Origin of the sequence: Actinomadura sp. NPDC000929 (assembly GCF_040492065.1) — a bacterium.
GTDB classification, from domain to species: Bacteria; Actinomycetota; Actinomycetes; order Streptosporangiales; family Streptosporangiaceae; genus Spirillospora; species Spirillospora verrucosospora.
This window is the reverse complement of the sequence record NZ_JBEUPA010000172.1, coordinates 1-16,564: the sequence shown is the minus strand read 5'-3', so window position 1 is coordinate 16,564 and position 16,564 is coordinate 1. Positions and strand designations below refer to the sequence as shown.

The 16,564-nt window shown below is 73.6% G+C and carries 19 protein-coding genes; 9 read left to right on the top strand and 10 right to left on the bottom strand.

Annotated features, from left to right (window positions below):
• Nucleotides 1-128: 128 nt before the first annotated feature.
• The 3 genes from helR to ABWI04_RS36805 all read right to left on the bottom strand — a co-directional run bounded on the left by helR (nucleotide 129) and on the right by ABWI04_RS36805 (nucleotide 3,608).
• Complete coding sequence (gene helR, locus ABWI04_RS36815) at nucleotides 129-2,300, bottom strand: RNA polymerase recycling motor ATPase HelR (protein WP_353835275.1); 2,172 nt, start codon at nucleotides 2,298-2,300, stop codon at nucleotides 129-131.
• A 268-nt stretch (nucleotides 2,301-2,568) separates the two neighbouring features.
• Nucleotides 2,569-3,060 carry a cupin domain-containing protein gene (locus ABWI04_RS36810; RefSeq protein WP_353835274.1) on the bottom strand — a complete coding sequence of 164 codons (492 nt, stop codon included), beginning with the start codon at nucleotides 3,058-3,060 and terminating at the stop codon, nucleotides 2,569-2,571.
• Between the two features lie 62 nt (nucleotides 3,061-3,122).
• A complete protein-coding gene (locus ABWI04_RS36805) occupies nucleotides 3,123-3,608 on the bottom strand; it encodes a carboxymuconolactone decarboxylase family protein (protein ID WP_345181277.1) in 486 nt (161 codons plus the stop codon).
• 193 nt (nucleotides 3,609-3,801) lie between these two features.
• On the opposite strand from ABWI04_RS36805, the gene ABWI04_RS36800 reads away from it, so the two are divergent.
• The gene (locus ABWI04_RS36800) at nucleotides 3,802-4,011 is read left to right on the top strand and encodes a hypothetical protein (protein WP_345181279.1); all 210 of its coding nucleotides are present in this window, start codon (nucleotides 3,802-3,804) and stop codon (nucleotides 4,009-4,011) included.
• Between the two features lie 63 nt (nucleotides 4,012-4,074).
• Here ABWI04_RS36800 and ABWI04_RS36795 read toward each other — a convergent pair whose 3' ends face one another.
• Nucleotides 4,075-4,581, bottom strand: coding sequence for a hypothetical protein (locus tag ABWI04_RS36795; protein ID WP_353835273.1), 507 nt, complete (start codon nucleotides 4,579-4,581; stop codon nucleotides 4,075-4,077).
• 6 nt (nucleotides 4,582-4,587) lie between these two features.
• Nucleotides 4,588-6,711: an MMPL family transporter gene (locus ABWI04_RS36790; RefSeq protein WP_353835272.1), complete on the bottom strand. Its 2,124-nt coding sequence runs from the start codon at nucleotides 6,709-6,711 to the stop codon at nucleotides 4,588-4,590.
• A 94-nt stretch (nucleotides 6,712-6,805) separates the two neighbouring features.
• Between ABWI04_RS36790 and ABWI04_RS36785 the strand changes: the two genes are divergently transcribed.
• Nucleotides 6,806-7,300 carry a MarR family winged helix-turn-helix transcriptional regulator gene (locus ABWI04_RS36785; RefSeq protein ID WP_353835271.1) on the top strand — a complete coding sequence of 165 codons (495 nt, stop codon included), beginning with the start codon at nucleotides 6,806-6,808 and terminating at the stop codon, nucleotides 7,298-7,300.
• Here ABWI04_RS36785 and ABWI04_RS36780 read toward each other — a convergent pair.
• Nucleotides 7,297-7,707, bottom strand: a complete 411-nt coding sequence (locus ABWI04_RS36780) for a VOC family protein (RefSeq protein ID WP_353835270.1) — start codon at nucleotides 7,705-7,707, stop codon at nucleotides 7,297-7,299. The two genes, ABWI04_RS36785 and ABWI04_RS36780, sit on opposite strands and share 4 nt — an antisense overlap.
• A 69-nt stretch (nucleotides 7,708-7,776) precedes the next feature.
• On the opposite strand from ABWI04_RS36780, the gene ABWI04_RS36775 reads away from it, so the two are divergent.
• The gene (locus tag ABWI04_RS36775; RefSeq protein WP_353835269.1) at nucleotides 7,777-8,649 is read left to right on the top strand and encodes a class I SAM-dependent methyltransferase; all 873 of its coding nucleotides are present in this window, start codon (nucleotides 7,777-7,779) and stop codon (nucleotides 8,647-8,649) included.
• Between the two features lie 113 nt (nucleotides 8,650-8,762).
• Nucleotides 8,763-9,095, top strand: a complete 333-nt coding sequence (locus tag ABWI04_RS36770; RefSeq protein ID WP_353835268.1) for a MerR family transcriptional regulator — start codon at nucleotides 8,763-8,765, stop codon at nucleotides 9,093-9,095.
• Between the two features lie 14 nt (nucleotides 9,096-9,109).
• Here the strand turns inward: ABWI04_RS36770 and ABWI04_RS36765 are convergent, their stop codons facing one another.
• Nucleotides 9,110-9,859, bottom strand: coding sequence for a ZIP family metal transporter (locus ABWI04_RS36765; protein ID WP_345181294.1), 750 nt, complete (start codon nucleotides 9,857-9,859; stop codon nucleotides 9,110-9,112).
• A 192-nt stretch (nucleotides 9,860-10,051) separates the two neighbouring features.
• On the opposite strand from ABWI04_RS36765, the gene ABWI04_RS36760 reads away from it, so the two are divergent.
• Both ABWI04_RS36760 and ABWI04_RS36755 read left to right on the top strand, forming a co-directional pair.
• Nucleotides 10,052-10,738, top strand: a complete 687-nt coding sequence (locus ABWI04_RS36760; protein ID WP_353835267.1) for a pentapeptide repeat-containing protein — start codon at nucleotides 10,052-10,054, stop codon at nucleotides 10,736-10,738.
• Between the two features lie 64 nt (nucleotides 10,739-10,802).
• Nucleotides 10,803-11,192 carry a DUF302 domain-containing protein gene (locus tag ABWI04_RS36755; RefSeq protein WP_345181299.1) on the top strand — a complete coding sequence of 130 codons (390 nt, stop codon included), beginning with the start codon at nucleotides 10,803-10,805 and terminating at the stop codon, nucleotides 11,190-11,192.
• Between the two features lie 10 nt (nucleotides 11,193-11,202).
• Here ABWI04_RS36755 and ABWI04_RS36750 read toward each other — a convergent pair whose 3' ends face one another.
• Nucleotides 11,203-11,553, bottom strand: a complete 351-nt coding sequence (locus ABWI04_RS36750; protein ID WP_353835266.1) for a cupin domain-containing protein — start codon at nucleotides 11,551-11,553, stop codon at nucleotides 11,203-11,205.
• Between the two features lie 39 nt (nucleotides 11,554-11,592).
• Here ABWI04_RS36750 and ABWI04_RS36745 point away from each other — a divergent pair, with 39 nt between their 5' ends.
• The 3 genes from ABWI04_RS36745 to ABWI04_RS36735 all read left to right on the top strand — a co-directional run bounded on the left by ABWI04_RS36745 (nucleotide 11,593) and on the right by ABWI04_RS36735 (nucleotide 13,921).
• Nucleotides 11,593-12,141, top strand: coding sequence for a MarR family winged helix-turn-helix transcriptional regulator (locus ABWI04_RS36745; protein ID WP_345181304.1), 549 nt, complete (start codon nucleotides 11,593-11,595; stop codon nucleotides 12,139-12,141).
• Nucleotides 12,142-12,174: 33 nt separating this feature from the next.
• On the top strand, nucleotides 12,175-12,468 hold the full coding sequence (locus ABWI04_RS36740) for a DUF1330 domain-containing protein (RefSeq protein WP_353835265.1): 294 nt from the start codon (nucleotides 12,175-12,177) through the stop codon (nucleotides 12,466-12,468).
• Between the two features lie 238 nt (nucleotides 12,469-12,706).
• Nucleotides 12,707-13,921 carry an MFS transporter gene (locus ABWI04_RS36735; protein ID WP_353835264.1) on the top strand — a complete coding sequence of 405 codons (1,215 nt, stop codon included), beginning with the start codon at nucleotides 12,707-12,709 and terminating at the stop codon, nucleotides 13,919-13,921.
• Here the strand turns inward: ABWI04_RS36735 and ABWI04_RS36730 are convergent.
• Together ABWI04_RS36730 and ABWI04_RS36725 are read right to left on the bottom strand one after the other, a co-directional pair.
• Nucleotides 13,842-14,426, bottom strand: a complete 585-nt coding sequence (locus tag ABWI04_RS36730; protein WP_345181313.1) for an SPFH domain-containing protein — start codon at nucleotides 14,424-14,426, stop codon at nucleotides 13,842-13,844. The genes ABWI04_RS36735 and ABWI04_RS36730 overlap by 80 nt on opposite strands.
• A 126-nt stretch (nucleotides 14,427-14,552) precedes the next feature.
• Nucleotides 14,553-16,564, bottom strand: a 2,012-nt coding sequence (locus ABWI04_RS36725) for a DUF4118 domain-containing protein (RefSeq protein WP_353835263.1), incomplete at its 5' end; no start/stop codon positions are given.

Below are 16,564 nucleotides of genomic sequence, written 5' to 3'. Positions count from 1 at the left end.
GCCCCGCGCGCCCCCCCGCCCTCCCGGCTGCGCGCGCTGCGCGCCGGGCTCGGCGGCCCGAGCCCGGCGAGCCAGGTCGGCGACTGACCCTCCGGGGCCCGGCCGGCCGGGGGTCCGCGCGGACGGTGTCAGGAGCCCGTGAGGACGACGAGCTCCCGCGTCGCCCGGGTCATCGCGACATAGCGGTCGACCGCGCCTTCGATGCCCTCGCCGAACCCGTCCGGGTCGACGAGCACGACCAGGTCGAACTCCAGCCCCTTGGCCAGTTCGGGGGTCAGCGACCGGACGCGGGGCCTTCCCTTGAACGCGGGGGCGCCGATGACGCAGGCGACCCCGTCGTCGTTCGCGTCGAGCCAGGCGTCGAGGACCCGGTCCAGGTCCGCGACCGGTCCCCGGACGACGGGGATGCCGGTGGCGCGGATCGAGGTCGGCACGTTGGCGTCCGGGAGCGCGGCCCGGATGACCGGCTCGGCCTCCGCCATGATCTCCTCCGGCGTCCGGTAGTTGATGCCGAGGGAGGCCAGCTCGATCCGGTCGAGCCCGACCCGTTCGAGCCGTTCCCGCCACGACTCGGTGAACCCGTGCCTGGCCTGCGCGCGGTCCCCGACGATGGTGAAGCTCCGCGACGGGCAGCGCAGCAGCAGCATCTGCCACTCCGCGTCGGTCAGCTCCTGCGCCTCGTCCACGACGACGTGCGCGAACGGGCCGGCGAGCAGGTCGGGGTCGGCGACGGCCAGCGCGCTCTCGTCGACGAGGGCGTCATGGAAGTCCTCGCCGCGCAGCATCGTCACGAGCCCCGTCCCGTACTCGTCGTCGGCCACCTCGGCGAGGTCGTCCACGACCCTCTCCCTGTGCTCGCGCTCGGCGGCGAGGGCGGCCTCGCGGCGGCGCCTGCGCAGCGAGGCCCCCGGGTCGCCGAGGCGCTGCCGCGCCGCGTCCAGGAGCGGCAGGTCCGACACCGTCCAGGCCTGGGCGTCCTCGCGCTGCAGCCTGCGGATCTCGTCCCTGCCGAGCCAGGGAGCGCACAAACGCAGGTAGGCGGGCACCGACCACAGGTCGCCGACGAGGTCGGCCGCCTCGATCAGCGGCCACGCCCGGTTGAAGGCGGTGCGCAGCCCCCGGTCCTGCCCGAGCGACCTGCGGAGCATGTCGGGCGACGCCGCCCCTTCGCCCTCGTCCACCCCCTCGTGCTTGTCCGCGAGGATCGTGAGCAGCTCCTCCCAGATCTGGTCGCGCGCCTCGTTGTGCGGCGTGCCGGGCTCCGGCGCCTGGAACGCCTCGGCCCAGTCGGCGGGGCTCAGCCAGACCTCGCCCCAGTGGGCGCTGACCTCCATGCCCTCGGTGGGCGGGTTCTCGTAGAACGCGACGGCCTTCTCGATCGCCTTCACCATGTCCGCGGACGACTTCAGGCGGGCCGCCTCCGGGTCGGTCTCGACCGCCGCGCCGGGCCCCTCGGCGACGAGGTCGCGCAGGGTGCAGATCTGCACGCCCTCCTCCCCGAGGCTGGGGAGCACGTCGGACACGTAGGCCAGGTAGGGCTGGTGCGGGCCGACGAACAGCACCCCGCCGCGGTGGTGGCCGAGGCGGGGGTCGGAGTAGAGGAGGTAGGCGGAGCGGTGCAGGGCGACGACCGTCTTGCCCGTCCCCGGTCCGCCGTCGACGACGAGGGCGCCGCGGGACCCCGCGCGGATGATCGCGTCCTGGTCGGCCTGGATGGTGCCGAGCACGTCGCGCATCCGGTCCGAGCGGTCGCTCCCCAGGCTCGCGATGAACGCGGACTGGTCGTCCAGCGCCGCGTGCCCCGCGAACCCCTCGGCGGTGAACACCTCGTCCCAGTAGTCGCTGATCCGGCCGCGGGTCCAGCGGTACCTGCGGCGGCTCGCCAGCCCCATCGGGTCGGCGTGGGTCGCCCCGAAGAACGGTTCGGCCGCGGGCGAGCGCCAGTCGAGCAGCAGCCGGCGGCCCTCGCCGTCGGTGAGCCCGAGCCGCCCGATGTACACGGGCTCGGAACCGTCCGCGGCGGCCATGTGCCCGAGGCAGAGGTCGAGGCCGAATCGGCGCAGCGTGCGCAGGCGGGCGGTCAGCCGGTGGATCTCCATGTCCCGGTCCATCGCGCCCTGGCCGATCCCCCCGGGCGCCCTGCGCTCGGCTTCGAGGCGGTCGGACAGGTTGGAGATCGTCTGGTCGAGGCACCGCGCGACGGCCGCGAAATGCCGCTCGTCACGCTCGATCAGCGCCGGGTCGGCCTTGGCGGACAGGCGCTCGGGGAGGTCGAACACGCTGGCGGTCAGAGGATTCACGTATCGGCTCCGGGTCGTGATCGCTGGTCGTGGCGGCGGGTTCCCGCGACCGCCGGGGAGCCGCCGGCGGACCGCCGTCCCCGCGCCACCGGCACGACGACGACGGCCCTGCGCTGCGCCCCCGGTCTCCGCAGGTTCCGGCCTCGGCGGACGATTCTGCGGCACGACCCGGGTCTTGCCGCAAGCCCCCCGGTGCGCTATACGTTGAGAGTGGAGGGAAGAGTCGCCCTACGCGCGCCCTCCATTCCCCCGGATTCCCGGCCCCACCTCAGACCATGTACTGGTCGTGACGGTGGTAGAGGTCGGCCCACTCCTTCTCGCTGAGCCGCCGCCCGCTCTTCACGATCTCCGCCAGCTCCTCGAAGTAGGCCTCGCGCGGAGCCCCCGGGGCGAACAGGACCAGCATCGAGGCCGCCCCGTGCGGATTGTCGAACGCGTGGATCCCACCCGGCGGGACGAACAGGAAGTCGCCGGGCGAGGCGTCGACCCAGCGGTCCCCGTCGTAGAGCGCGACGGTGCCGGACAGGACGAAGAACGACTCCGACATCGTCTTGTGGAAGTGCGCCCCCGCGCCGCGCCCTGGCTCGGCACTCATGTCCCACCGGTAGAGCCCGTACTGGCCGCCGGTTGATGCGCCCGTGGCCAGGTAGTGCACCTCGGAGCGCGTGCCGATCAGCAGGTCGGGCGCGGAGCCGCCCTCCCGCATCCTGCCGCTGACCTCGCCCTCGTCTCCGTGGAAGAGCTCTTTCGGATACGACATTCCGTCCTCCTCTTCGGGTGTCCTCCCCATCGTGGCGGCCGGCCCTGACGTTTGCGCGCCGGTCAGTCCGCCAGGGCGGCGAACATGCCGGGCTCGTAGGAGCCGCCCTGGTTGCGCGCGATCACGCCGAGCCGGTTGGCCGCGTTGATCATCGCCACCAGGTAGACCAGCGCGGCGAGCTGGTCGTCGTCGTAGTGCTCGCGGGCCCGGGCCCACGTCTCGTCCGAGACGCCCTGGTGCGCGTCGGCGAGCCGGGTGCCCTCCTCGGCCAGCGCCAGCGCGGCCCGCTCGGCCTCGGTGAAGACGGTCGACTCGCGCCAGGCGGCGACCAGGTGCAGCCGGACCGCGCTCTCCCCGGCGGCCGCGGCCTCCTTGGTGTGGAGGTCCACGCACCAGCCGCAGCCGTTGATCTGGCTGGCGCGCAGCATCACCAGCTCCTGCAGGTCCCGGGGCAGCGACGACTGCTCGATCGCCACGCTGACGGCGGCGAACCGCCGGCCCACCCTGGCGGCGAACTCGTTGGTCATCAGGTTCAGACGGGGTTCCATGCCTTTGCTCCCAGCGTGTTGAGGTGCGCACCGCGCGGATCGTTCCCGCGGCGTCCTGACGACCATGGAGATGCCGGCGCCCCGCTCCGCGTGACAGCGCCGCCCTGTGACCTGCGCCACGTCCCGGCCTCCCGGGGCGGAGGGCGGGGCGGCCGGGTCGTTAGAGCCGGATGTGGCCGGGTAGCCGTATGCGGTGGCCGGAGGAGCCGGCGACTCGATCGACACCGAGGGGGCGGAGTTGACCACGCCGGAGGAGAACGCTCCGAAGACCGAGGACACCGACCAGGCGGAGCCCGGCCAGGAACGCGGGAAGCGGCCTGACGTGCGCACCGAACTGGGCGCCGAGCTCGAGGACAAGATGGCGGAGAAGGGGCTGTCCCGGGACGACTTCTCCGAGTCCTGAGGCGGTCCCGTCGCCGGTGCCCCGTGGAACGACGGGCGGCCTCCTCCGAGCACTCCCCAGCCGCTACTCGGGCAGGGGCTGAAGGCTCAGGTCGCAGAGGCGGCAGCCCAGCATGCCGTTGTAGAGGGCGTGCTTCGGGCAGCGCTCAAGGTGGTCGGGAGGCGGCGGGACGGTCCAGTCGGGTCGTGGCGCCGGAGTCCGCACCGGGATGGGCGCGGGCCATCCGTCCACCATCGCGCGGTACCGGCCGAGGTAGTCGAGCGCGAAAGGAGGGTGGTAGGCGAGCAGGTCCCAGCCGTGCCGGGTCAGCGCCAGGTCGAGGACGCGCAGCAGGAACGCCTTCTCGGCCGGCCAGTTCGCCGTCCACGGGAGCTCGTTCAGATCGAACCCGTCCGTACCGCGGCCGAGGCGGTGCCCGTCCGCGAAGTACAGCACGAGATTGCTCTCCCAGGCGGATTCCGCGAGGGCGCACCCGGCAAGGGTGAGCACGTCGAAGAAGACGTCCGTCCCGCCGTTGGACAGGTGCAGATCACCCTCGGACGTCCCGAGGGCTTCGAAGGTGTTGCTCACGCCTCGTCACCTGTCTCCCCGGGCGGCCCGGACGGTCTCGGCCGTTCCGGCGTCCTGCGGATGGTGGTCGAAACGGGCGGGCCACCACACCTTGGGGCCGATCATACGGACGAGCGCCGGAACCAGCAGGGACCGGACCACGAGCGTGTCCAGCAGCACGCCGAACGCGACGATGAACGCGATCTGCGCCAGGAAGGACAGCGGAATGACGACGAGGGCGGCGAACGTGGCGGCCAGCACGACCCCCGCCGAGGTGATGACGCCGCCGGTCGCCGTCAGGCCGCGCAGGACGCCCTCCCGCACGCCCCAGCGCCGCGTCTCCTCCCGGACCCGCGACATCAGGAAGATGTTGTAGTCGACGCCGAGCGCGACCAGGAACACGAAACCGTAGAGCGGCACGGAGGCGTCCAGGCCGGTGAAGCCGAACAGGTGGCGGAACACCAGGGCCGCGACGCCGAGCGTGGCGACGTAGTTCAGCGCGACGGTCGCGATGAGCAGGACGGGCAGCGGCAGCGAGCGCAGCAGCACCACCAGGATGACCAGGATGATCGCCAGGACGACCGGGATGATGAGGGTCCGGTCGTGGGCCGCGGTCTGCTGGGTGTCGTACTGCTGCGCGGTGTAGCCGCCGACCAGCGCGTCCGCCCCGGGGACGCCGTGCACCGCGGCGCGCAGGCGCTTGAGGGTGGCCTTCGCGGCGTCGCTGTCGGCGGCCGCCTTCAGCGTCGCGTCGATCCGGATCCGCCCGTCCACGATCTTCGGCGGCCCGCCGGGACGGCCCGACGCGCCGACGGGCGCGGCGTCCGCGACGCCCTCGGTGCGGGCGGCGGCGTCGGTCACGGCCCTGGCCTGCGCCGCGTCGGCGATGATGATCGCCGGCTGGCCGGACCCGCCGGGGAAGTGCTGGGAGAGCGTGCGCTGCGCGGCGACGGAGGGCGCGTCGTTGATGAACGTCTCGTCCAGCGGGACGCCGTGGGCGCGCAGCCCCGGCGCGAACGCGGCGCAGGCGATGAGGGCGATGCCCGTCCCGGCGACGACGCGGCGCGGGTGCAGGTCGACGAGGCGCGCGACGCGGGCCCACAGCCCCCTCCCCCCGTGGGCGCCTTCGGCCGGGGGCCTGGGCTTGGCGGGCCAGAACGCGACCCGTCCGAGCACGACGAGGACCGCGGGGAGGAACGTGAGCGCGCTGAGGACGGCGCAGGCGATGCCGATGGCGCCGACGGGCCCGAGGGCCCGGTTGTTCGTGAGGTTGCTGAGCAGCAGCGCGAGCAGTCCGAGCGCGACGGTGGCGCCGCTGGCGACGATGGCGCCGAACGATCCGCGCACGGCCGCCCAGCCGGCGGCGAAGCGGTCCCGGCCCGCCGCCGCCTCCTCCCGGAAGCGGGCCGCCAGCAGCAGCGCGTAGTCGGTGGCGGCGCCGATGACCAGGATCGACAGGATGCCCTGGACCTGGCCGTCGACTCTGACGATGTCGTTCTTGGCGAGCGCGTAGACCACCGCGCACGCCAGGCCCAGCGCGAACACCGCCCCGAGGATGATCACCAGCGGGAGCAGCAGGCTGCGGTACACCAGCAGCAGGATGAGCAGGACGGCGACGAGCGCGACGCCCAGCAGCAGCCCGTCGATCCCGGCGAACGCGTCCGACAGGTCGGCCTGGGTGGCGGCCGGCCCGCTGATCTGCGCCTTCGTCCCGGGGACGGTCTTCGCCGCCGCCCGGACCTCGTCCAGCACGGCCGGCAGTTCGTCGCCGAGGTCGGGTCTGAGGGGGACGACGCCCTCCAGCGCCCGGCCGTCGTCCGAGCGCAGGGCGGGCGACGGCGCCCCGAGCGTGCCGGGCGCGCCCCGCAGGCCGGCGAGCGCGCGGGTCGCCGCGTCCCGCTGGGCGTCGGAGACCCGGCCGTTCGCCGTCCACACGACGATGGCGGGCACGGTCTCCTTCTCGGCGAAGGCCTGCTGGGCCCGCAGGACCTGGGTGGACTCGGCGCTGCGCGGCAGGAAGGCGGCCTGGTCGTTGGTGGACACCTCGCCGAGCTTCCCGGCGTACGGGCCGAAGGCGCCGCCGACGGCCAGCCAGACCAGGAGCAGCACGGCCGGGATCGCCCAGCGGACGGGGCGCGGTGGTGTACGCATCGGTTCCTCCAGCGAGTTCGACCTGCGGCGGCCCTACCCACAAATAGCTCAATCATTAACTATCTCAATGATTGAGTTAATGTAATCTGTCCGCATGCCCGAGGGAGCGGAGGAGACGGAGGGCCCCGCCGGCCTCCGGACGTTCGCCGTCGAGCTGCGCCGGATGAACGCCGAGTTCAACCGGATCGCGCACGAGTTCGCCCACGCCAGCGGCCTGCACCCCACCGACGTCCAGGCCCTGGTCGCGATCATGGACGCGCCGCTGCGCTCCCCCGGCCGGCCGATGACGCCGGGGCGGCTGCGCGAGGAGCTGAACGTCACCTCCGGCGCGGTCACCGCCTGCCTCGACCGCCTCGAACGCCTCGGCCACATCACCCGGACGCGCGACCCCGCCGACCGGCGGGTCGTCCATCTGCGGTACGAGCCGTCGGCGATGGCCATGGGCCGCGAGTACTTCCGTCCCCTGGCGGAGAGCACCGACGCGGCGCGGAGCGGGTTCAGCGAGGAGGAGCTGCGTCTCGTCCTGCGCTTCCTGCGCGCGATGAACGAGGAGCTGTCGGCCCTCCGCACCCGGGATTCCCGCCGCTAGGGGCCCGGCGGGTCCTCGGCCGGACCGAGCAGGTCCCAGCGGTTGCCGGCGATATCGAGGAAGACGGCGACGCGTCCGTAGGGTTCGGAGCGGGGCGGCGTGACGAACTCGACGCCCGCGGCCGTCATGCGCTCGCGGGCGGCCTCGAAGTCCTCCACCCGCAGGAAGAACCCCACCCGCCCGGCGACCTGGTCGCCGACAACGGCGGCCTGCCGGGAGCCGTCCGCGCGGGCGAGCAGGATCCCGGTCTGGGCGCCCGGCGGCCGGACGACCACCCACCGCTTGGGACGCCCGTCGTTGGTGAGCGAAGGCGAGTCCTCGACCAGGTCGAACCCGAGGGCGCCGGTGAAGAATTCGACGGCTTCGTCGTAGTCGTCCACGACGATCGTGATGAGATCGAGCAGCACCGTCACGAGGGTACGGCGCGCCGCGGTCGTCCGGGCGACGAGGCGGCCGCGAACGAAGGGACACCCGCCATGGACACGAGGGAAGGAAGCCGCACCGCCGTGCTCGTCTGCCAGGCCCGGGCCGTAGCGCACGGCCGCCTGGCCCCGGACCGGTTCGCGGATCCCACCGCGTCGGCACTGCTGGAGCCCGGCGAGCTGGCGGCGGTGGAGCAGGCCCGCTCGGGCGTGCCTCCCGAGGGCTGGGGGCCCCGGATGGAGTACGAGTTCCTGCGGGCCACGGCGGAGGGGCTGGCGCCCCGCACGGTGGCCGTCGACGACGCCGTCAGGGAGCGCCTCCACCCGCAGGTCGTGATCCTCGGCGCCGGCCTGGACGGACGGGCCTGGCGCATGCCCGAGCTGGCCGGGACCGCCGTCTTCGAGGTCGACCACCCCCGCTCCCAGCAGGACAAGCGGCGGCGCGCCGCGGCTCTCTCCCCGCCCGCCGGGCAGATCGCCTTCGTGCCCGTCGACTTCACCGCCGACAGGCTCGACGACTCCCTGGACGCGGCGGGGCACCGGACCGACCGGCCCACCACCTGGATCTGGGAGGGCGTGGTCCCCTACCTGACCCGCGCCGAGACGGCGGCCACGCTGCAAGCCCTCGCCAAGGCGTCCGCGCCGGGAAGCCGGCTCGTCGTCCACTACCAGGCGCCGTCGCTGGTCGCCTCGCTCGGCCGGCCGGTGGCCCGTGCGATGAGGCGGCTGTCCCGGCAGCCCGACCCGATGGCGCACGAACCGTGGCGGTCGGCATGGACGCCGGCCGCCATGCGGGAGCTGCTGACCGGGCAGGGTTACGCGGTGGCCCGCGACACCGACCTGCTCACCCTGGCCGGGGCGCTCGCCATGCCCGTCCGCAGCCGGCGGTCTCTCGGTTCCGGCCGCGTGCTGGTCGCCGACCGCTAGCCCGGCAGGTGGTGGTTCGACCGTCCCCGGTCCTGCTTCCGGCACTGGCCCCCTCGCCTCCGGACGCGCATGAACCCCGCCGGGCGGGAACACCTCCGTTGCAGGAGGTGCATGTGAACGCAGGTCAACTGCTCGACCGGCTCCCCGGGTTGACGTACCGGCAGCTCGACAGATGGACCAACGCCGGCTACCTGCGCGCGACGCAGGCGGGCGAAGGCGCGGGCCACGCCCGCGACTACAGCGCCGAGGAGGTCCGCGTCGCCGCGCTGATGGTCCGCCTCCACGGCGCGGGGCTGAACGTGGCCTCCTCCCACCGCGCGGCCCGCGCCCTGGCCGCCGGGCGGTCGGCGGTCCTGGCCCCGGGGGTCGAGGTGGTCGTGCACGACGGGGCCCCGGCCGCCGAGCCGCCCGAGGGGTCGTCCGGAGGGCCCCTCACGGCCGCGTGAGGCGGCCGGGCGGCTCAGGCGTGCGACAGGGCGAACGCCGCCAGGAACCCCACGACCATGATCAGGCCGGTGAACAGGTGGGTGTCCTCGTAGGCCTCGGGGATCATCGTGTCGGCGATCATGGTGAGGATGGCGCCGCCGGCCAGGGCGGTGATGCCGGCCAGGACGTCGGCGGAGGCACCGCCGAGCACCGTGTAGCCCGAGACCGCCGCCAGGGCGCTGATCACCGCGATCCCGCTCCACAGCCCGAAGACGTACCCGCGGCCGCGTCCCGCGCGGCGCATTCCCGAGGCGCTGGACAGTCCCTCGGGCACGTTGCTGATGAACACCGCGACCACGGTGACCACGCTGACCGCGCCGCCGCCCAGGAGGCTCGTGCCGATCACGATGGACTCGGGCACGCCGTCCAGCAGCGCGCCCAGAGCGATCGCGCCGCCCGAGCCGGGCCGCTGCTCCTCCGACGGCTGCTGCCCGCCCGACCGCTTGCGGTGCCGCGCGCCCCTCCAGGCCAGGACGGCGTTGGCGCCCGCGTAGAGCACCGCGCCGATCACCGCGCCGATCGCCGTCGGGGTCAGCCCGCCCTTCTCATGCGCCTCGGCGATGAGGTCGAACGACACCGCCGACAGCAGCACGCCGCTGCCGAACGCCATCACACTCGCGACGATGCGGGCCGGGACCGGCACGAGGTAGCCGACCAGGGCCCCCATCACCAGCGCCGACCCGGCCAGCAGGCCCCACCCTCCGGCCTGCAACGCTCCCTGCACGGCTCTCCCTTCCGTCCACGACCGCCACGCGAACGCCGGTGCCGGCGCCCTGGCGCGGATCCAGACCCCGCCGACGCTCTGCTACCCGCAAATTTCCCGCAAAACGTTGACCGGCCCTGCTCGATGGTGCTGTGTACTGGGAGACCTGCACCCCGCGCAACCTACGGGCGGCCGGCTAGTAAGGTCGGCCGCATGCCCGCTCGTACCCCCGCCTCGTCCCCGGTGAGAGAGCCCAGGCCACCGCGCATCCCCCGCAGCCTCACGCCCGCCGGGAAGGTCGAGCGGCACATCCGGCACGACGGGAAGTACCTGTCGCTGGAGTACGGCGCGGACGCCCTCTCCATGGACGACCCGGACGGTGTCGAAGACGTCGAGTTCGAACGCTGCCGGTTCACCCAGACCGGCTTCTCCGGGTTGGTCCTGCACAGGGCGGGGTTCGCCGACTGCGCGTTCAGCGACGCCGACCTGGCGAACCTGCGGGCGTTCAACTCGCGGATGTTCAACACGCGGATCGCGAACGCGCGGATGACGGGGATGCAGCTCGCCGAGAGCGGGCTGCGCGACGTGCTGGTCGAGGGGTGCCGCGCCGACCTCACCGGGTTCAGGCACGCGCATCTGCGGGACGTGGTGTTCCGCGACTGCAACCTGACCGAGGCGACCTTCCAGGCCGCCGAGATGACCGACGTCCGGTTCGAGAACTGCCGGCTCGGCGGCGCCCAGTTCTCCAAGGCCAGGATGAGGACGGTCCGGTTCCGCGGCTGCGACCTGCGCGGCGTCGCCGGCCTGGACTCCTTCCAGGGGGCGATCGTCGCGAGCGGCGACGCCATGAGCCTCCTGGACGCGTTCGCCGCGGAGCTCGGCATCACCATCGAGGACTGACCGGCCCGAAGGAGCCGATGCGTCGGCCGAGCCGCACGGGGAAAGGTTCCCTGGGGGGAGCATCATGGGTTACGCGATCAGCGTCCGCCTGCGCCGGCCGTTCGGCGAGACAGTCGAGCAGGTGCGCGCGGTCCTCAAGGACCAGGGCTTCGGCGTGCTGACCGAGATCGACGTGCGGGCCACCCTGCGCGAGAAGCTCGGCGAGGCGATGGAGGACTACCTCATCCTGGGGGCCTGCAACCCGCGGCTCGCCCACCGTGCGCTCGGCGTCGACCGGCGGATCGGCCTGCTGCTGCCCTGCAACGTCGTGGTGCGCACCGACGGCGACGACACCGTCGTGGAGGCGATGGACCCGCAGGTCATGGTGTCGGTCAGCGAACAGCGCGACCTCGGACCGGTCGCCGACGAGGCGGCGGAGCGGCTGGCCGCCGCGCTGAGGCGGCTGGACGCCTGACCCTCCTCGCTCAGCCGCCCGGGAACTCGATCTCGGCGGCCTCGCCGGCGCCGAGCAGGAAGTACCCGAGGAACGTCACGCCGTCCTCCCCGGCGTCGAAGCGCGCGATCCGGGCGCCCTCGGGCTCGTGGAACACGTCGCCGGGACGCAGGACGGCCGCGGCCTCGCCTTCGATCTGGTAGACGACCGACCCGGTCTCGACGCTGCCGAAGACCGGTCCGTTGTGCACGTGCAGTCCGGCCGCCCTGCGGGGCGCGATGGTGATGCGCTCGACGGCCGTGCCCGGCCCGGACAACTGCGCGTCGATGGAGGCCCGCATCTCCTCGGCGGTCCGGTCGATGGCGGCGCGAGCGAGTTCCATTTACATAAACTATGAATATAAAAGCGCTATGCTTCGGGCATGGATCGTCACGCCGCCGCTCCCGGCGCGTCCGCCGCCATCGGGGAAGCCCTCTACGGCCTGGCCACCAGGGCCGCGAGACGCCTGCCCCGGGACATGAGCCTGACGTCCGCCGCCACCCTGGCCACCCTGGACCGGACCGGCCCGCGGCGCATCACCGACCTGGCCGCGGTCGAGGGCGTCACCCAGCCCGCGATGACCGCCCTGGTCCGGGTGATGGAGGAGTCCGGCCTGGTCGAGCGGCGGGGCGACGCGTCCGACAGGCGGGTCACGCTGGTATGCCTGACCGAGGCCGGGGCCTCCTACGTCCGGACGCGGCGCCAGGCGGGCGTCCAGACCTTCGAGCGATTGATCGGCGAGCTCACCGGCGACGAGGTCGAGGCGCTGGTGGCGGCCCTTCCGGCGCTGAAGCATCTGGCAGAGTTCGAATGCCAGGACCGCGAAGGGCCGGCCGTCACGCCCGAGAGCGGGACGTCGAGCGCCATGGCGATCACGACGCCGACAAGCCTCGCCCTCGCCCGCCGACGCTCGTCCGAGACCAACCCGTAAGTCAGATGCACTCATCCCAACACTGGAGGTTCCATGCCCAAGGGCTACTGGGTCAGCGCCTACCGCACCATTTCAGACCCCGAGAAGCTGGCTGCTTACAACAAGCTGGCCGGTCCGGCCGTCAAGGCCGGGGGTGGCCGGGCCCTCGTCCGTGGCGGCCGGGTCGAGGCGCATGACGCCGGAATCGCCGAGCGCACCGTCCTGATCGAGTTCGACAGCTTCGAGCAGGCCGTCGCGGCGCACGAGAGCGCGGTCTACCAGGAGGCGCTGGCCGCCCTCTCCGACGGCGTCGAGCGCGACTTCCGCATCGTCGAGGGCATCGACTGACCGAGGTCCAGGCGGATCTTCACTTACGCGTGGAGCGGCCGGAGACGATGCCGGCGGCCAGCGGGGGGCAGGACGGCGGCGATCTTATTGTCGTACCCCCAACAGGGTCGCCGACGTTGACGTCGTGAACCCGCCAGACCTGGGCCGTTACCGCCTGTTGAGTGGGCAGGCACGACCACTCCCCCTCACAGGACGGAACCCGATGTCAACAGTGACCGCCTCGGCCGACGGCTCTCCCATGTCAGCTCGGTCGGGCTCGAACAACTGGCCGGCGGTGGTCTCGGTGATGATGGGGATCTTCGCGATCGTCACCACCGAGATCCTGCCGATCGGGCTGCTGACGTCCATCGGCTCCGGCTTCACCGTCTCCGACGGGACGGCCGGGCTGATGATGACCATGCCCGGCTACCTCGCGGCGGCGGCCGCGCCCACGGTCACCGTCGCGACGGCGCGGATCGACCGGCGGCTCATGCTGTGCGCCTGCATGTTCCTGCTGGCGGCGGCGAACTTCATCGCCGCGGCCGCCCCGGCGTTCTGGGCGGTGCTCGTCTCACGCGTCCTCGTCGGGGTGGTCATCGGCGGCTTCTGGTCGATCGGCGCGGGCCTCGCCGACCGGCTGGTCCCCGCACGGTCGGCGCGCCGGGCGACGGCGGTCGTCTTCTCGGCCGTCCCGCTGGGATCGGTTCTCGGCGTGCCGCTCGGGACGCTGATCGGAGACCTCGCGGGCTGGCGGACCAGCTTCGCGGTCATGGGCCTGCTGTCCGTGGCGGTGCTCATCGCGCTCGCCGTGCTCGTCCCCCCGCTGCCTGCGGAGGGGGCCACCCGCCTCACCGCACTGCGCGGCATGGTGCGCGGCCTCGACACACGTCGCGCGCTCCTGGTGACCGTCCTGGTCGTCCTCGCGCACTTCGGCGCCTACACCTACGTCACGCCCTTCCTGGAACGGGTGACGCAGGTGTCCCCGGGGCTGATCACGGTGTTCCTGCTGGCCTACGGTGCCGCGGGCATCCTGGGCAACTTCCTGGCGGGCACGGCTCTGGCCCGCCATCCGCACGCCACCTTCGGCGCGGCCGGAGGTCTGATCGCCATCGCCACCCTGGCGCTTCCTCTTCTGGGGCGATGGGATCTTGGCGCCCTCACGCTGCTCATCCTGTGGGGCGCCGGCTACGGGGCGGTCCCGGTCTGTTCGCAGACCTGGTTCGCCAGAGCCGCCCCGCACGCGCCGGAGGCGGCATCCGTCCTGTTCACGGCCTCGTTCCAGGCGACGCTGTCGACCGGCGCCCTGGTCGGCGGGGTCATCATGGACCGCACCTCCCCTTCGACGGTCATGATGCTGGGCGGAGCCACCGCGGCCGTCATGGTGGTGGCCGTGGTCAGCGGGCGGCCTCGCCGGTCAGCCAGCGGTGCAGCGCCGGGAGGGGCACGTCGGCCCGGACGACCTCCAGCGCGGTGATCTTCAGGCCCCACTCGGCGACGGCGGCGTCCAGGTCGGCGGCCAGGGGGTTCGCCCGGCCGGGAAGCAGGTCGCCGAGTTCGTTCAGGCGCCGCTGGGCCACGTGGCGGCGCAGGCGGCCCTCCACGATGACGCTGATCGCGGCCGTCTGGGGAACCGGCCGCAGCGCGCAGCGGGCGGGATCCGACACCGACACCAGGGCCACGGCCTTCAGCCGCAGGGGCACCCCCTCGCGGGTGGGGGCCTCCAGCCATATGTCGAGGGGTCCCCATCGCATGGGGACGCGGACCGAGCGGTGCACGCCCGGCACCACCAGCGTGCGGCCGGGCCCCCGCACCGTGGGAGGGCCGCCCAGGCGGGAGACCACCAGGCGCTCCCCCTCGGGGACGACCCGCAGCGACGCGACGGCCAGCATCGTGATCAGGACGAGGCAGGCCAGGAGCGCCAGCGACGGCCACGTGAGGAAACCGGGCAGCAGTTGCTCCCTCGCGAGGCCCTTGGTCATGAACCCTCCCCCGCTGGTCCGGCGCTTCGCCTGGTCTCCTCAGCCTCCATCGTCACCGCCGGACGGCTGCCTTGCCATCGGGTGCGACCACCAGATCGTCCAGTCCTGCCCTGTATAACCGCGCCGTCAGCCTTGCCCGGGTCCGTCCGGTGGGGGCGGGCGGTCCCTCCCGTGGCCGATGCGGTCGCGCCAGGCGGCGACCCGGTCGACGATCAGTGGGTCGGCGAGGTCGGATTCCGGCACGTCCCCGACCGGTGCGGCGGGCGGCTCCCCGGACGGAGGCGGGGGCCGCGGCGGGCGGGTCGGCATGGTGAGGACCATGGTCAGCCCGCCGCCCGGGGTCTCCTCGGGGGTGAGGTCGCCGTCCATGGCCTCGGCGAGGCCGCAGGCGAGGGCCAGGTCGACGCCGGCCTCGTCGTCCCGGCCGCCGAGGCGCCGGAGCGGCTGGAAGAGGCGGTCGCGGTCGCCGAGCCGGACCCCGGGCCCGCGGTCGATGACGCGGATCTCCAGGCGGTCGCCGAGAGCGCTGGCGGTGACGAGGACGGGTGCGCCCGGCGGGTTGAAACGGACGGCGTTGGCGATGACGTTGGCCAGGACGCGGCGCAGCAGGGCCGGGTCGGCGACCATGTCGGGCAGGCCCTCGGGAATGCGGAGCTCGACGGCCTCCCGGTCGTTCTCGCTGACGGCGCGGGGGACGGCGTCCCCGGCGGCGACCCGGCGCGGGGAGATGTCGAGCGAGCCGGACTGCAGACGGCTCATGTCCAGCAGGTCGTCCACCAGATGGTCGAGCCGGGCCAGGGAGTCGGCGGCCGTGTCGACCGCGTCGTCGCGGCGCTCGCCGGGGGCGGGCGCGCCCGGGCCGCGCAGGCTCTCGACGGCGGCCCTCGCGGACGCCAGGGGGGCGCGCAGGTCGCGGCTGACGGTGGTGAGCAGCGCGGTGCGCATCTCCTCGGCGGCCTCCAGCGGCCGGAGCCTCCGGGCCCGTTCGGCGAGGCGCCGGTGCTGCAGCGCGACGGCGGCCTGGGCGGCGAACGCCTCCAGGACGCGCCGGTCCGAGGCGGGCAGCGTCCGTCCCCGCAGGACGAGCGACAGGGTGCCGTCCTCGACCAGGACGTCGACCTCGCCGGCGTCCGGGCAGGTGCAGGGCTCGCCGCCGGTGCTGGCGACGACGTCCCAGCAGTCCGGGTCGCTGAGGCTGTCGGGGGTCACCGGCGCTTCGGGGTCGCGTTCCAGCAGCGTGACGGTGGTCAGCGCGAACGTCTCGCGGAGCCGTTCGAGGATGCCGCCGAGCGCGTCGTGAGGACGCCCGAGGGCGGTGACCGCGCCGTGCTCTCCGCGCAGGATGTCCCCCGCGAGGGTGGAGAGCACCTCCGCGTCGGCGCGGGCCCCGGCCACCTCTCTGCCGCGGCGGGCGGTGACGTCCACGACCGTGCTGACCGTCACCCCCACCACGACGAAGACGACGAGCTGGAGCAGCCCCTGGGTTCGGTCGACGGTGAACTGCCCGGTCGGCGGGGTGAAGAAGTAGTTCAGCAGCACCGAACCGCCGATGGCGGCGAACAGCGCGGGATACAGCCCGCCCACCAGGGCCACCCCGACCACCGCGGCCTGGAAGAGCAGGATGTCGCTGGCCAGGGGCACCTGCCAGCGCATCTGCACCAGCAGAAGGGTCAGCAGCGGCAGCCCGGCGGCGGCCAGCGCGAACCCGGCGTAGCGGCGGACGGACGGAAGGCCCGCCGCCCGGTGCGCCCTCCAGCGGCGCCCCTGGCCGATCTCCTCGTGGGTGACGAGGTGCACGTCGATGGATCCGGACCGCGCCGTCGTCGTGACGCCGACGCCGGGCGAGAACATCTGCGCGACCTTTCCGCGCCGGGACGCCCCCAGGACGAGCTGGGTGGCGTTGACGCCGCCGGCGAAGTCCAGCAGCGCGTCCGGCACGTTCGCGCCGACGACCTGGTGGTAGCTGCCGCCGAGGCTCTCCACCAGGGCGCGCTGCCGGGTCAGGTTCGCCGGGCTCACGCCGGCCAGCCCGTCGCTGCGGGCGACGTGGACGGCCAGCAGGTCGGCGCCCTTGGTGCGGGCGGCGACGCGGGCGGCGCGGCGGATCAGGGTGTCGCCCTCCGGCCCGCCGGTGAGCG

Coding starts and splice junctions, on each gene's coding strand:
- ABWI04_RS36750 (WP_353835266.1), bottom strand. CDS start 11,553: ATGGAACTCGCTCGCGCCGCCATCGACCGGACCGCCGAGGAGATGCGG.
- ABWI04_RS36755 (WP_345181299.1), top strand. CDS start 10,803: ATGGGTTACGCGATCAGCGTCCGCCTGCGCCGGCCGTTCGGCGAGACA.
- ABWI04_RS36760 (WP_353835267.1), top strand. CDS start 10,052: ATGCCCGCTCGTACCCCCGCCTCGTCCCCGGTGAGAGAGCCCAGGCCA.
- ABWI04_RS36740 (WP_353835265.1), top strand. CDS start 12,175: ATGCCCAAGGGCTACTGGGTCAGCGCCTACCGCACCATTTCAGACCCC.
- ABWI04_RS36805 (WP_345181277.1), bottom strand. CDS start 3,608: ATGGAACCCCGTCTGAACCTGATGACCAACGAGTTCGCCGCCAGGGTG.
- ABWI04_RS36785 (WP_353835271.1), top strand. CDS start 6,806: ATGCCCGAGGGAGCGGAGGAGACGGAGGGCCCCGCCGGCCTCCGGACG.
- ABWI04_RS36790 (WP_353835272.1), bottom strand. CDS start 6,711: ATGCGTACACCACCGCGCCCCGTCCGCTGGGCGATCCCGGCCGTGCTG.
- ABWI04_RS36775 (WP_353835269.1), top strand. CDS start 7,777: ATGGACACGAGGGAAGGAAGCCGCACCGCCGTGCTCGTCTGCCAGGCC.
- ABWI04_RS36810 (WP_353835274.1), bottom strand. CDS start 3,060: ATGTCGTATCCGAAAGAGCTCTTCCACGGAGACGAGGGCGAGGTCAGC.
- ABWI04_RS36730 (WP_345181313.1), bottom strand. CDS start 14,426: ATGACCAAGGGCCTCGCGAGGGAGCAACTGCTGCCCGGTTTCCTCACG.
- ABWI04_RS36745 (WP_345181304.1), top strand. CDS start 11,593: ATGGATCGTCACGCCGCCGCTCCCGGCGCGTCCGCCGCCATCGGGGAA.
- ABWI04_RS36735 (WP_353835264.1), top strand. CDS start 12,707: ATGTCAGCTCGGTCGGGCTCGAACAACTGGCCGGCGGTGGTCTCGGTG.